The sequence below is a fragment of the Kitasatospora humi genome, assembly GCF_020907985.1.
Taxonomy (GTDB): Bacteria; Actinomycetota; Actinomycetes; order Streptomycetales; family Streptomycetaceae; genus Kitasatospora; species Kitasatospora humi.
Genome location: NZ_JAJJPA010000006.1, coordinates 112765 through 126747, shown reverse-complemented (window position 1 = coordinate 126747; position 13983 = coordinate 112765). Strand labels below are relative to the sequence as shown.

At 73.7% G+C, this 13983-nt stretch carries 12 protein-coding genes and 1 pseudogene; 2 read left to right on the top strand and 11 right to left on the bottom strand.

Annotation, left to right across the window (positions count from 1 at the left end):
- Positions 1–36: 36 nt before the first annotated feature.
- Positions 37–429: a bleomycin resistance protein gene (locus LN042_RS08725; protein ID WP_230050119.1), complete on the bottom strand. Its 393-nt coding sequence runs from the start codon at positions 427–429 to the stop codon at positions 37–39.
- Positions 430–493: 64 nt separating this feature from the next.
- Between LN042_RS08725 and LN042_RS08720 the strand changes: the two genes are divergently transcribed.
- Entirely contained in the window at positions 494–1054 is a 561-nt protein-coding gene (locus LN042_RS08720) for a GNAT family N-acetyltransferase (RefSeq protein WP_230050117.1), read from the top strand.
- 54 nt (positions 1055–1108) lie between these two features.
- Here LN042_RS08720 and LN042_RS08715 read toward each other — a convergent pair whose 3' ends face one another.
- The 6 genes from LN042_RS08715 to LN042_RS08690 form a co-directional block, all read right to left on the bottom strand.
- Complete coding sequence (locus LN042_RS08715; RefSeq protein ID WP_230050116.1) at positions 1109–2050, bottom strand: alpha/beta hydrolase; 942 nt, start codon at positions 2048–2050, stop codon at positions 1109–1111.
- 93 nt (positions 2051–2143) lie between these two features.
- Positions 2144–2782, bottom strand: a complete 639-nt coding sequence (locus tag LN042_RS08710; RefSeq protein ID WP_230050115.1) for a TetR/AcrR family transcriptional regulator — start codon at positions 2780–2782, stop codon at positions 2144–2146.
- A 132-nt stretch (positions 2783–2914) separates the two neighbouring features.
- Entirely contained in the window at positions 2915–4204 is a 1290-nt protein-coding gene (gene efeB, locus LN042_RS08705) for an iron uptake transporter deferrochelatase/peroxidase subunit (RefSeq protein WP_230050114.1), read from the bottom strand.
- Positions 4201–5559: an EfeM/EfeO family lipoprotein gene (locus LN042_RS08700; protein ID WP_230050112.1), complete on the bottom strand. Its 1359-nt coding sequence runs from the start codon at positions 5557–5559 to the stop codon at positions 4201–4203. The genes efeB and LN042_RS08700 overlap by 4 nt, the downstream gene beginning before the upstream one ends.
- Positions 5560–5655: 96 nt before the next feature.
- Complete coding sequence (locus LN042_RS08695) at positions 5656–6534, bottom strand: alkaline phosphatase family protein (RefSeq protein ID WP_230050110.1); 879 nt, start codon at positions 6532–6534, stop codon at positions 5656–5658.
- A gap of 235 nt (positions 6535–6769) precedes the next feature.
- Positions 6770–7414: a maleylpyruvate isomerase N-terminal domain-containing protein gene (locus LN042_RS08690; protein WP_230050108.1), complete on the bottom strand. Its 645-nt coding sequence runs from the start codon at positions 7412–7414 to the stop codon at positions 6770–6772.
- Positions 7415–7754: 340 nt separating this feature from the next.
- Here LN042_RS08690 and LN042_RS08685 point away from each other — a divergent pair, with 340 nt between their 5' ends.
- A complete protein-coding gene (locus LN042_RS08685; RefSeq protein ID WP_230050106.1) occupies positions 7755–8084 on the top strand; it encodes a hypothetical protein in 330 nt (109 codons plus the stop codon).
- Positions 8085–8100: 16 nt separating this feature from the next.
- Here the strand turns inward: LN042_RS08685 and LN042_RS08680 are convergent, their stop codons facing one another.
- From LN042_RS08680 to LN042_RS08665, 4 genes and pseudogenes are all read right to left on the bottom strand, one after another.
- Positions 8101–8760 (bottom strand): hypothetical protein, encoded by a 660-nt coding sequence (locus tag LN042_RS08680; RefSeq protein WP_230050104.1) that lies wholly within the window; start codon positions 8758–8760, stop codon positions 8101–8103.
- 113 nt (positions 8761–8873) lie between these two features.
- Positions 8874–9008, bottom strand: a pseudogene (locus tag LN042_RS08675) (IS5 family transposase); the annotation flags it as partial.
- A 236-nt stretch (positions 9009–9244) separates the two neighbouring features.
- Positions 9245–12157 carry a poly(A) polymerase gene (locus tag LN042_RS08670; protein WP_230050102.1) on the bottom strand — a complete coding sequence of 971 codons (2913 nt, stop codon included), beginning with the start codon at positions 12155–12157 and terminating at the stop codon, positions 9245–9247.
- Positions 12157–13887: an RNA ligase family protein gene (locus tag LN042_RS08665; protein WP_230050100.1), complete on the bottom strand. Its 1731-nt coding sequence runs from the start codon at positions 13885–13887 to the stop codon at positions 12157–12159. Before LN042_RS08665 ends, LN042_RS08670 begins: the two co-directional genes overlap by 1 nt.
- Positions 13888–13983: the final 96 nt, after the last annotated feature.

Sequence of the window (13983 nt, the reverse complement as noted above, 5' to 3'; positions counted from 1 at the left end):
CGGCAGCCCGTCGGGCCCGCGCCGCCCTGCCCCCGCTCACCGACCGGCGGTTGTCCGCTCAAGCGGGCTGCCGATCCGCAGCAGGTTCCCGCTGCGATCGACCAGCGCGAACTCCCGCATCCGGTAGGGGGTGTCCGAGGGCGGCACCAGGCGGCTGCCGGTGGCCGGGTCGCTGGGGACGCCGAGGCGGGCCCATTCGCGGTACAGCGCGTCCGCGTCGCGGACGTGCAGGTAGCAGCAGCCCGCGGTGGCCAGCGGATCCACCCCGGGATCATGCTGGAAGTGCAGCTCCACCGTCCCCCGGGCGACGATCAGGTAACCGTCCTCCGTGCCCCAGCGGCCGCGGAGTTCGAAGCCGAGGCGGCGGTAGAAGTCGTGGGTCTCGTCCAGGTCCCGGCTGGGCAGGACCGGCACCGCGTAGTCTTCCATGTCGACAGCCTAGAACCAGGTGCCGGGTGGCTGCCCGGCTGCCGGGGTCCGGTAGCGTGCGCGCATGATCATGTCGACACGCAAGGCCGTTAGCGCGGACCGCGGCAGGGTGCTCGCCCTGATCGACAGCGCTCGGGGCGTCGGGCTGTCCGCGGTCGAGCGCGCCGAGCAGGGTTTCGTGCAGGGCGGTTTCGACGAGCACAAGCTCGCCTCGATCGAAGCCACCACGGGCATCTACCTCGCCGAGGAGGACGGGCGGCTCGCCGGCGCCGCCCTCACCAGTGCCCCGTCCATGCTCGACGAGGGACCGCCGCGGCTGACCGTGGACGCCGCGCTGCGGGCCGGTCTCGCGCCGAGCGCCGAGCGGCTCTACCTCTACGGGCCGGTGGTGGTGGACCGCGCCTTCCGCGGCCGCGGTGTCGTGCGGAGCCTGCTGCGCGCGGTCGATGCGAACCTGAGCGAACACTTCGACCACGGTGTCCTGTTCGTCGAGCAGTCCAACGAGAAGTCGCTCGCCGTCCACCGGCACCTGGGCATGCGGGAAGTGGCGGAGTTCACCCTGGCGGACCGCAGGTACACGGTGTTCAGCTACGCCTCCGGCACCTTCGGCACGCCGCCCGCGTGAACCCGGACCGGTGAGAGTCGGTGCTCCCCGAACCGCAGGGGAGGAGCCCCTGCGTCAGATCCTGTCACCCGGCCGCGCCGGCTGGTCCCAGGCGCCGGCCGCGCAGCCGAGGTGCCGGCGCAGGAACGCCAACTCTGCTTCGACGGCCTGCTCGTGGGCGTCCATGAAGGGTGCGTAGTGCTCGCCGGACAGCAGGACCACCTTGCCCCGGGGCGCCTGGCGGGCGGCTTCGACGGCGGGGTCGGCGAGGGCGGACCGGTCCTGGTCGCAGGCGACGACGAGGAGCGGGCACCGCACTCGGGCGGCGTCGCGACCGGGGCGGTAGAACGCGAGGCCCAGCGTGGAACGGGCGGCGACTGCCTGCTGCCAGTCCGGGTGGTCGTTGCCGGGGTCGAGCGCGCGCGGGCCGGCCAGGGAGTCCGGCGTGGTGAGGACCGCGACGGTGCCGGGGCGGGCGGCGAGCGGAATCAGGAAGGGTCGGCGACCGAACAGGCCGGCGAGGGCGTCGAGGATGCTCAGTGCGGTGAACCGGCAGACGGCTGACGGCGTTTGATGGCGCATCGCGTTGCGGGCGACGGCCTGACCGTCGACGGCCGGTGTCTGCGCGATCACCGCCGCCAGCTCCGGATGCCGTGCCGCGATCCGCACGACGTGGCCCCCGGCCAGGGAGAAGCCCCACAGGGCGAGCCTGGTCGGATCCACGCCGGGCAGGGTCGGTGCGAACGCGATCGCGGCCTCCCAGTCCGCCAACTCCCCCTTGGCCCGCACCACCTGGCGCGGCGTGCCGCCACTCTCCCCGAGGCCCCGGTGGTCGAAGGCGAGCACGCTGAACCCGGCCGCGTGGAACCGCTTCGCGAACGGGTCGGTGCCCGGCTCCTTGGTCACCCCCAGGCCCGCGGCCATGATCACGCAGGCTCCGTTGGTGCCCGGATAGTGCCAAGCGGCGCACTCGGTGCCGCCGCTGGCGAAACGTACCTTCTCACGTGTCACGGACATCCGTACGCCTCCCCCAGACGGGTGGGATTCGCCCCTGGGAAGAAGTGAACCACGTGGTTCACAACCTGTCCACGGCTTCCGGCGGCCCGACGGCTACTCCTCGGCGGCCTCCTCCCGTTCCAGCGCCCGGGCCAGTGCCTCGAAACCGGCCGCGACGCCCCCGGCGTCACCGCTCGTCACCAGCTCCACCAGCAGGCCCCGGAGCGTCGCGAGGACCAACTCGGCCACCTCGGCCTTGCGCTGGTCGGACCAGCCGGCGGGGCAGAAGGACAGCAACGCGGGCAGGTACTGCCGGGACGCCGTGCGGGCGAGCTCGGCGTGGCGCCGGGGGTCGTACATCGCCAACCCGATGGCCTGGTCGAGCACCCGCAGTCCCGACTCCTCGCCGGCCAGGACGAGCCACACGGCGCGCACCCGGTCGGCCAGGGTCCGGCCGGCCGCATCCTCGGCCGCGGCTGCCAGCGCACCGCTGACGCGCCGTTCGCGGAGCCGGAGCACCGCATGCCTGAGCAGGTCGTCGGCCCCGTCGAAGTGGTACAGCAGGACCTTGTGCGTGGTGCCGGCCGCCCGGGCGGCCCGTCGGAGCGAGAAGTCCGGCAGGCCGTTGGCCGCGAGGTCGTCGGCGACCCGGTCGAGCAGCTCCCGGCGCCTGGCCTCGCCGCGGGGAGAGCCTGTCGAGCGCCGGTAACCCGGTCGCTGCGCGGAATCGTCGTCGGCAGGAAGCGTGTTCACCGCGACATCCTCCCTGGTCGGCTCGCCGGTGTCACCCGTCGAGGCGGCCTACGCGCAGGGGCCGCGGGGACGTCCGGTGCCGGCGGGACTCCCCGGCGAGTACCGCCGAAGGCTGCCGGCACGGCCGGTGGTTCAGGCGAGCAGTGCGGAGGCGTAGTGGTCGGTCGGGCCGGTCACCCCGGGGAGGGCGAAGAAGTAGCCGCCGCCGGTCGGGGAGATGTAGTCGACCAGCGGTTCCCCGGCGAGGCGTTGCTGCACGGCCTGGAACTGGCGTGCCACGTCCTGCTGGTAGCAGCAGAAGACCAGGCCGACGTCCAGGTTGCCGTCCAGGTCCAGGCCGCGCTCGTAGTTGTAGCCGCGGCGCAGGATCTGCTGGTCGAAGGTGTCGGGGGTGCGCGGGTTGGCGAGCCGGATGTGCGCGTTCATCGGGATGATCAGGCCCTGCGGATCGCCCGGGTAGTTCGGCAGGTCGGTCTCGGCGGTGCCGTCCAGTGGCGCCCCGGAGTCGCGGCGGCGGCCGATCATCGTCTCCTGCTCGTGCAGCGAGACCCGGTCCCAGAACTCGATCAGCATGCGGATGATCCGGATCACCTGGTAGGAGCCGCCCTCGACCCAGGCCGGCTCGCCGTTGGCGCCGCCGTGCGTCCAGATCAGCGCGTCCGCGGTCTTGGCGTCGCCGGTGTCCGGGTTGGCGATGCCGTCCTTGAAGCCCAGCTGGTTGCGCGGGGTGCCGGTCGGGCGGGGTGCGGAGTGGAAACCGTCCACCTTCCAACTCGGTTGCATCAGACCGCGGGTGTGCCGGGTGATGTCGCGCAGCGCGTGCATCACGGTGTCCCGCGAGTCGGCGCACAGCTGCAGCGACAGGTCGCCGTGGAGCTCGGTGGAGCCGACCAGGTCGTCGTCCGGGAAGGCGGGCATCGGCACCAGCTTGGCCGGCTTGCGGTCGGCCAGGCCGTAGCGGGCGTCGAACAGCGAGGCGCCCACCCCCACCGTGACGGTCAGGCCGTCGGCGGGTGGCACCGGGCCGAGGGTGGCGCTGTCGGTGGGTGGTGAGGCGAGGTCGGTGGCGGGCACCGGGCCGCCGGCGGTCAGTCTGCGGACCCGGTCGGTGAGGATCTCGAACAACTGCCGCAGCCCGGCCTGGTCGGGCGCGGTGACGGTGAACGAGACGAAGCCGGCGGCGGCCTGCTGCGGGGTGGTGATGCCGGCCTGGTGCGGGCCGTGGAACGGCACGACCCGCCCGGACGGGCCGGCGCGGTCGGCGCCGCCGCTGTCGGTGTCGGCGTCGGCGGCGCCCGCGGCCGCGAACGCGCCGGCCAGCGCGCCCGCACCGAGGGCGGTGCCGAGGCCGGCGCCGCGCAGGAAGGAGCGCCGGCGCAGGGCCTGGGCGGGCGAGGGCTGGGCGGGCTCGGCGGTGGTCATGCGTGGTTCCTCGGGGTCAGCAGGTTGGGCAGGGCGGCGAGTTGCTCCAGCAGGTCGCCGAGGTCGCCGTCGAGGCGGTGGCGCCTGGTGGCGTCGAGCCGGGCGGCCGGCACCCAGCTGCCGTCGGGGTCCTTGCAGGCCGCCACTTCGGCGTCCAGGGCGGGCAGTTCGCTATCGAGCCGGGTGAGCAGCGCCTGGTCGCGCGGCTGGACCACCGGGGCCAGCACGCCGAGCACCTCCTCGGTGCCCTGGATGTTGGCCTCCAGGGTGGCCAGCGTGGTGCCGCTGCCGTAGTCGGCGGTGCCGTTCAGCTGGAACTGCAGCCCGTTCTCGAGGATCTCGTGGGCGCGCAGGGGCAGGTCGCCGGGGTCGGTGTCCTCGCTCGGGAAGTCGCTGATCAGGCCGTCGGCGTCGGCGACCAGCTTGCGGCTGAGCGGTCGCAGCTGGTCGGCGGTGCGGTTGTGCCAGAGGCCGTACTCCAGCGCGAAGAAGCCTGTCCAGTCCGGCGTTCCGGTGCCCTGCGGCAGGCCGTCGGCCATTCCGTTGAGCGCGTCGTCGAAGTCGCCGAAGGAGTGGTAGGCGGCGCCGAGCCGTTCGTAGTCGAGGTGCGCGGTGAGCCAGTCGGCGCGGGCGGTGTTCAGGTCGCCCCGGGCCACGTCGTCGTCCAGGGTCCGGGCGGCGGCGAGCAGCTTGGGCAGCGCCGCGGTGACGTAGCCGCGGTAGGCGTTCACCGGGCCGGTCAACTCCTTGTCGTCCATCGGGAGGTAGCCGGCCACCGCGTCGGCGGCGGTGCCGTCCACCCGGATCGGGCCGGTGGTCTGCACCGGGCCGCTGGAGAAGACGCACCGGATCGCGTACTGGCCGCCGGTCAGCGTGGTGTCCAGCGGCAGCGTCCTGCCCGGGCCGAGCCAGGGGATCTCCGCGTAGGCCAGGCGCGCGTCGGCCGAGACGACGTAGACCGTCAGGTACACCTTCGAGGCGTTGGTGACGCTGAAGGAGACCGGTCCGGCGGGCAGTCGGGCGGGCGGCCGGCCGCAGCCGGTGGTGTCCGCCCGCAGTGCGCCGCCCGGCGTTCGGCTGCCGCCGTCCGCGTGCGCCGAGGCGACCAGGCCGGCGGCGGCGAGCAGCACCGCGGCGGCACCGGCGGCGATGCGCAGCGGGCGGCGGCGCAGCACGGTCAACTTGGCGCGTCCGTCGGGGCGTTGTAGTGCAGCGACGCCGACCGGTGGGTCGCCGTCCGGTGACGCGTCGGTCGATGGCTCGCCGGTCGGGTCCGGGTCGGTGGATGGGTCGCCGGTCGGGTCCGGGTCGGTTGACGGCTCGCCGGTCGGGTCCGGGTCGGGCGGCTTGGTCATGGCCGGGCGGACTCCTTCGATCTGGCCGGACGGCCGCCCGGCCCCGGGTGCGGCGGGGGCCGGACGGCCGGCTGTGGGAACGCGGCTGACTGGGAGTCAGCCCCAGATGTCGGTGATCGGGGCGGCGGTGGCGCTGTTGCCGACCTGCTTCAGCCCGTACATCTGCTCCAGGGTGGCGAGCACGTTGTAGTGGTTGATGGTCTCGCTGTACTGGCCCGCGGCAACCCCGGCACCGTAGAAGATGGTCGGGATCTGGTTGCTCTCGGTGTAGTCGTCCTCGTCCCAGGTGACGATCAGCAGGCTGTTGTTCTGCGTGGCCCAATCGGCGTAGGCGGAGAGGTGGTTGTTCAGCCAGCTGTCGCCCTGCGCGATGCTGCCGTCGTGCATGTCGTCGTTCAGGTTCGGGATCACGAACGAGACGGTGGGCAGGTTGTTGAAGTTGCTCGGGAAGGAGCTGAAGGGCTGCTGGTCCGCGGCCGGTATGTTGCTGAAGTTGGCCCACGGCGCGTGCTTGCGGGCGTACGCGCCCGAGGTGCACTTGGTGGAGCCGACCGAGGGCAGGCCCTCCGAGTAGCCGACGAAGGTGCGGCCGGAGGCGAGCAGTTCGGAACCGAGGTTGGCCGTGCTGCCCTCGCTGACCGGGCAGGAGTCCGAGCTCAGGCCGAAGGTGCTGCCACCGAACAGCGCCATGTAGTTGGGCTCGCTCGGGTGGCTGACTCCGAACGAGGAGGTCATCAGGGCGCCCTGGTCGGCAAGGGAGTTGATGTAGGGAGCGTCGGCGGTGTCGCCGATGATGTCGTCGAAGGAGTGGTTCTCCTCCATCACGACCACGACGTGCGAGTACCCGGGGAGGGCGGCGGTGGTGGCGGCGGCTGAGGCGGCCGCCGATCCGGTGCCGGTCACCGCGGCCGACGCGGCGAGTGCGGTGGTCAGAGCGGCAGCACACAGCGCCGCGAGACGCGACCTCGAACGCATGAAGACTCCAGGGTGCGGGAGCAGCCGGACTGCGGCAGCCCGGCCACGGGTGGGGGTGCGGGATTCGGCGGTGCGGACAACGAGCGTACGGAGCGGTGGGGGGCAAAAGTTGTCCATGGCCTGTCAACAGTGTGAACTTCACGCAGTGAGGTGACAACCGGGCGGACGGCAGTGATGCGGATTGGTGAACAACGGCCGTGCCGGGGCCCGTTGCACGCCGGCGGATGGCCGCCCCTCAGAACACGTTGACCGCTCCCGGCGCCCGCTCCGCCCGGGTCAGTGCCCGCAGCAGCGCGCCCTGGCCGTGGCGGCGGGCCGCGAGACGGGCCAGCAACAGCAGCACCGGGTCGTAGGCCTCGTCCGTGAACTCCGGCGTGGGCCACCCCAGGCCGACCGCGAGGTCGTCCTGATGCACCACCAGCTCCACCAGCCTGGTGACCAGGAAGTCGTCCAGCCGCAGCGCCCACCCGGTCGACGACAGCATCACCGGCTCGGCGCCGGTCCGCTTCGCCAACTCGCCCCGCTGCTCGGCGAGTGCGGCGCGGGCTCGGGCCACCAGGGCCAACGGGCCGTCGGTGCCGTACTGTTCGGCGCGCGCCCGGATACCCGCGTTGGCCTCGCCGTCGAGCGGGGCGCCGACCCAGGCGGCGCGTTCGTAGTGCTCCAGCAGGGGGATCGGGGGCTCGGTGGAGTCGGAGCCGGTCATGTCGCTCAACGCGGCCGAGACGCTGAGGATCTGGAAGGCGAGGTGGCCGGCGAGGGCGCCGGTCGTCATCTCCGGCAGGGCGCTGGGTTGTTGCCAAGCCGCGACAACGTCAGGGCGTGCCATGAGGGTCACCGCTTGCTCCGCGGCGCTCAGATAGCCGGTGATGACGGTCATCGCCCCTCCAGGACGGTCCGGGCGACGCAAGGTGGGCACGTCGCCGCCACGTTGCCACCCTACGGCGGTTCGCCGTCCTCGCCGTCCTCGCCGGCCGCCACGGAGGGCCGGTGGGCCAGTGGAGCAGCTCGGACAGGGGTGGCGCGCTGCCAGTCCTGCTCGACTGGGCCGAGGTCGCCGATCACCGATGCAGGCCGCAGTGGCACCGGTCAGGATTCCGAACGCCGCTGGCCGCATTCCCAGTTCACGGATCGCCGGAATCGCGAGGACCGCGCTGCTCAGACCGTTGCAGAAGTTGTTGACGCTGACGCAGACGAGAAGGAGCTGAAGCCCTCGGGTCGTGGGTGGCGCCGAGGATGTAGAGGGCGTTTTCGAGGCGCTCGCGATCCATCGTCGGCATGGTGACGGCCAGCGGTTCGACAAGGTCGAGGGGCAGGCGGTAGCGGTTGAAGGCCTCGCTGATCGAGTTCAGGGCGGACTCGCGGACCGTGGTCTCCGGTTCGTTGACGGCCAGGCTGACCAGGCGTCCGACGACCAGGCGGGCGGTGTCCGTGTCGAGTGCGTTGCCGCGCAGGAGGTCCCCGAGGACCGCGGCGGCAACGTCGCGACGGTCCGGATCACGATCGGCAACGCTTCCAGAGCAGCAGACATCTCGTTCATGCCGCCATGACCCGGGCGTTGGCGTCTCAGCGGGGTGCGCTGTGCCAGCGCCAGTCCGCCGTCACCCGCTCACGTCCGGGCAGGTCACCGCGGCCGGTGGCCCAGAGCAGGGTCGCCCAGGGGTCGGTGTCCGCCGGAGTGTCGGGGAAGAGGCGGTGCAGCGCCCGGGCGGAGAGGCCGGCCGGGGCGGTCCAGTGCAGGCCGAGCCCGCAGGACAGGTCGTAACCGTGGACGAAGAGCTCGACCAGGCCCATGGCCGCCGAACCCTCGGGGTCCGTCGTCCCCATGGGGTGGAAGGCACGTGCCTCCGGTGCCGACGTCCGCACCATCGCGATGTGGAGCGCCCCGCAGGCCTCCACCACCTGCACCAGGCCCTCGACCCCGGACTCGCGCTCACTGGAGATCACGCTCGCGGGCCTGCCCGGTGCGGACCGATGCTCGACGAACGACAGGAAGGTCTCGACGGGCGGTGACTGCTGGGCAAGCTGCGTGCCGTAAAAGAAGAAGCAGTCAGCAAGGTGTTCGGCGGTCTCCCAGCAGTCCATGTCCAGCGTCCCGGCCGGACGGCTCCAGTCCGCAGAGAGGGCGGCCGGCTGGCGCAGCAGCGCGACCACCAGCCGCAGGCCTTCGGCAAGGTCGTCCGCCGTGACCGGCCCGATGGGCGGGAGCAGATCAGTCGAGGTCATGGGCGGGCGCCACCTTCGTTACGTCGTCGAGCAGCAGAACATCCGCACCCTAGTGATCAACTCAGGCGCCCGCAACCGAGTTGATCTCCCCGTACAAGCCGCCAGCCCACCGGCACCACACCCTCGGGGCTGCCACCGCGCCCCTCGCTCTGGCGCACGAGATCCCGTAGCAGTCCGTTGAGCTGGGCGAACACGCCTTCTTTGGCCCACTTGGCGAAGTAGCCGTAGACCGTCTCCCAGGGCTGGAACCTCGACTGCGTGGCTGCCGGGATCGAGGGACTGGGTCATGCCGCCACCTCGCTGCGCTCGACGAGGACGCCGTTCTCGAACCTGCCACTGGCACCCGCCAACGGGCGGCGTCTACGCCGCCCCGAGGCCTCCCCGTCGGAGATACAAGCTCTCCCGCCATCCGGCCCGGCGGAGACCACGAGGTCTCACTGGAGTACTACCGGAGTACCAAGCGACGAAGAAGGCGAGCAGCAGGTCAGCGCAACGTGGGTACGTCGCCGCCGGGTTGCCACTCGACGGTGACTCCGGGCAGTCCGGTGGTCCAGGGATCGGTGAGCTCGGCGAGGCGGGCGGGGTCGGGCGGGTGTTGACCGAGGCCGATCGCGTACCGGGCCGACGTCGGGCCGGCTTCGAACGGGCGCGGCCAGGCGTGCAGGTCGGGGCAGTCCTCGGAGAGGGCGGCGAGCAGGGCCGGCAGCCGACCGCGCGTCCGGCCGAGCAGCCCCTGGAAGGCCTCGGGATCGGGCGCGCGCAGTGAGACCGTCGCCCAGCCCGCATGACGGCGGTGCAGCGGCGGGCCGGCCAGCAGCTCCGGCCACGGGTCACCCCCGGCCTCCGTCAACTCCCAGGCGCGGTAGAGCTCCTGGCTCAGCAGCTCCAGGCTCCCCGGCAGCAGCTGCCCGGTGCAGCTGCGGACCGGCTCGGACGGCGTCAGTACGGTGCCGGGCGGGTGCGAGCCGCCGTCCCCCGCCCCGAGGCGCACCGGCCGCTGCCAGTCCCAGGCCGCCCAGTCACCGAAGAAGGCGCCCAGGAGCAGGGCGCCGTCCAGCTCGGGGTGCCCGAGCACGGTGCGGGCTGCCAGCACGGCCCAGGCCAGTCCGGGCAGTCCGCCGAACGGCGCGCCGACCAGGCCGCGCGCCCTGGCCCAGGCCTTTACTTCGCGGGCCAGCCGGGTGAAGGCCGGGTGCCGGCCGCCGACGGCCGCGCGCACCGCGGCCGCATCGCTCACCGCGCTCAACGCGAGCGCGGCGGTCTCCCCGAGTTCGGCGCGCCGCGCCACCGCCTCGGCGGGCGGCAACGCCCCGGAGCCCACCAGCACCAGGTCGACGCCGAGCGCGCCCAGACGGAACCGCAGGCCGGGCACCCGGGCGCCGAGCACCTCGCGCACGGCGGTGCCGGCGGGCAGCTCGCCGGCCAGCCGCTGCTTGAGGTCGCCGAGCCGCGCCTCGCCGGGCAGCACGGCCACCAGGTCCAGGTCGGACCCGTCCAGCGCGCACCCCATCCGCCGCGAGCCGACGACCTCGATCACCGCGCCGCTCGGCGCCAGCGCCCGCGTCACCAGCTGCAGCGCCGCGTCAACCGCCGTCGCCTCAGCCGCCGTCGCGTCGACCTCCGCCGCGTCGACCGCCGTCGCCTCGACCTCCGCCGCGTCGACCTCCGCCGCGTCGGGCTCCTCGTACGAGGGTGGCCAGCCGCCGCGCGCCTCCGGCAGCCACCGCAGCTCGCCCGTGCCCAGCGCGACCACGGCACGCGGACGCATCGGTCCGGCGCCCCGGCGGGACAGCAGCACGACCGCGCCGACATCGGCCCACATGGTGTCGAGGTGCCGTTCCGCGAAGGCGACCACGGTCTGCGGGTCGTTGCTCCGGCCGAGGCTCAGATGCGGGGTGAACCCCGGAGCACGCCCCCGGCAGCGTGGGAAGCGTCGCAGCAGCTCGTCCCGCAGGGCGGCCCACGGCTCCTCGCCGTCGGCCGCCGGGTCGAGCCAGACCGTCGCATCGCCGTGGTGCTTGAAGCTGTTCACACCGGCCAGCCGCGCGGTGAACGGCGCGACCTCGGCGGCGGCCGCCGCGACCAGCGGTGCGGCCCGGTCGAACGCGGACTCCGGGACGAAGCCGAAGAGCAGGTTGACGTGCGGCGGCCAGCGGTGAACCTGGCGGTCGTACCGGCGGCGCACCTCCTGGATGGCGGGCCACACCTCGTCCGGCGGTAGCCAGGCCACCGCCGTGCGGGCCGTGGGCGCGAGGTCGAGCGCTCCGCCCGGCGGGTCGTCCAGGTTCAGTTGGCTCGCCACACCGTAATGGTCCGACACGAACAGCCCGTCCGGCCCGGCGACTCGCCCGAGCAACTCGGCGGCGGCGATGCGCGGGCCGCCGGGACGCAGCAGGATGCGGTCCAGCCGTGCCGCCCGCCCGGTCAGCGAGGAGACGGCGGCGAGCGGATTGGCGGTCGGGTCGAAGGTGGGCGTGTGGTCGGCCGGGCCGTGCACCTCGGTCCAGGCGTCACGCATCCCCAGCACCGTCCCCGGCCCCAGGGCCCCCTCGCGGCCGTCGTTGAAGTCGCCGAGCAGCAGCAGATCGCCCGGGACCGCCGCCAATCCCGCAGCCAGCTCGGCGAGTTCGGTCTCCCGCTTGGCAGCGCCGTGCTCCGAGTGGTCGCTGCTCAGATGGGTCGCCGCGACCACCAGCGGGCCGGTGGCGGTCTCCACGGTCAGCGCGGCGACCGCCTTGTGCGGGCCCAGGGAGTGCAGCGCCGCCTCGCGCACCGGCAGGCGGCTCAGCAGCAGCAGGCCGTGCTCGGTGACGTCCCGGCCGTCCGGGGCGCAGCTCACCGCGTAGTCGGCGCGCACCCAGGGCGTTCGCAGCAGCAGGTCGAGCAGCGCGGGCTCGACCTCCTGCAGCGCGATCACGTCGGCGTCGGCGTCGGCGAGTGCGGCGAGCAGCAGCGGCCGGCGCCGCGCGGTGGCGATCCGGTCGCCGTCATAGCGGTCCCACAGGACGTTCCAGGTGACCACCCGCGGGTGCGGCCTGCCCGGGGCGCCGTGGAGTTCGGGATCCGCCTCGGCCGCACGCCAGGCACCGGCCGCGCCGTCCCACCGGTGGACCGGGCGCGCGGTGAAGAACGGCGCACCCAGGCGGCGCGGTTCGCGGACCCGCCCGGCCGTGCCGCGGTCCAGCACGTCGAGGCCGGTGGCACGGTCCCACACCAACTCACCGTCGGCCTCCACGAACAGCACCCGGTGCCAGGGGATGTCGCCGCCCGGCACGAAGGCCGGCAGCGCGATCCGCTTGGGCTCGGCCTGCCGCCGGCTCACCCCGAGCACGAAGCGCGCCGGGTCGAACCGCGGGTCCCAGCGGACCTGGTGGTAGATCTGCTCGCTGGTGCGCATCAGTGCTCCTCGGTGACCTGGGCGTCGTCGCGGTCCGCCACCGCGCCGCCCGGCCCGACGTACCAGGTGCGGTGGGCCTCGCCGGGGTAGGGCGGGGTGAACCGTCGCAGTTGGGCGGTGAGGACGCCGTCGGGCACCGGGTGCTCGCGGACGGCGTTGCGGCGGCGCAGCTCGGTCTCGTCAGCGAGCAGCACCGCGTGGGTGGTCAGGGCGTCGCGGCGCTGCGCCACCGCGTGCACCTGGGCGCGCTGGTGGCGGTTGAGTGAGGTGGCGTCCCAGACGACCGTGCCGCCGGCCGCCAGTGCGGCGTCCAGCCGGGCCAGTCCGTCGCGCAGCACCTCGCCGTTGGCGCGCTGGTCGCCGCGGTCACCCCGGTCGGCGCGCAACTCGTCCAGTGCGATGGAGCGTTCGACTCCCTGGAGACCGCGGGCGAAGCTGCTCTTGCCGCTGCCGGCCGGGCCGACCAGCTGGATCAGCTTCGGGAAGGCACCGTCCCGCCAGCGCCAGGTCGCGGCCACCGCCTCGGCCGCCGTGCTGAGCCGCCCGGCCGCGAAGGCCTCCCGGGCCTGCGCCCAGCAGCGGTCCAGCACTTCGGGGGGCCGACCGGCCAGCGCCGCGCGCAGCTCGGTGCGCAGTGGCGCCAGCGGCGCGGGGCCGAGCAGCCCGGCGTCCTCGGCGTGCAGCGCGGACCAATCGACGTGCTCGCGCTCCTCATCGGTGGCCGCAGCGGCCGCCGCGACCGCGTGCAGCACCCCGAGGTCGGCCGCGATCGCCAAGCGCCGCAGGCCGGTTGGGCGGTCCTGGTCCGGGTACGGGCGCAGCAGCCGGTCGTGCAGCCCGACCAGGTCGGCAACGCGCCGGGCCAACGGCACGCCGATCACGCCGGCCAGCCGGCCGGCCAGGCGGCCCCGCGGGGTGCCCTGGAGCAGGGCGGCGAGCACGCCGGCCAGCCGGGCGTCGCCGGTGCGGCCCAGCATGTCGAGCCGCTCGGCGGCCACGGCCACCCGGCGCTCCGGCGAGCCGAGGTCGAGGCCCGCGGTCGCTTCGAGCGCTGCCAGCAGGGGGGCCGGCTCGGGCGCCGCTCCCGAGCGGACCGCCCAGAACGCGGCGGCCGGGCCCAGCTCATTGGGCACCACCGCCGCGTGCATCCAGTGCGTGCTGGTCCGCACATGGCCGGCCCGGACCCACTTGGCGACCCGTTGCCCGAACTCGGCCCGGGAGAACCCCGCGACGCTGCGCACCACATAGCCCTCCTGGCGGTCCAGGTCGAGCTTCAGGGCCCGCAGTGCCCGTTCGTCCAGCAGGCCGCGCCAGAGCACCCGCGGCACGGGTACGCCCCGGGCGCGCAGCCACCGCACGGTCGCGTCCCAGTCCAGGCAGCGGTCCTGGTCGTCCCAGACGGAGAACCCGTAGAAGAAGCCGTCCAGCTCGCGGTACGGGATCGAGTGCCGGGCGTAGAGGTTCTCGCCGCAGATCCGCCAACCGGCCGGGATGCCGGGCCCGATCCGCGCCTGCAGCGCCTTGACCCAGGTACGGGACGGATGGTGTGCGGAGTCCAGCGACCGGGCGTGCAGACCGTCCTGGTAGAGGGTGGTGTTCTCGCCGTCGAGCTTCTCGGTGACCACCACCTCCAGGCCGCGCAGCCCGGACAGGTCACCGGTGCGGACGTCGTCCCCGGAGGCGCCCGGCGACCAGGGCAGGTGGGGCGTCCGGGGATAGTGCGTGCGCATGATCGGCTCCATGAGTGGACGTGGTGCCACTGTAGGAGCGGCCGGGAGGCCGGGCCATCGAATAACGGGTCGGGGCGGGACGGACCCGACAGCCCG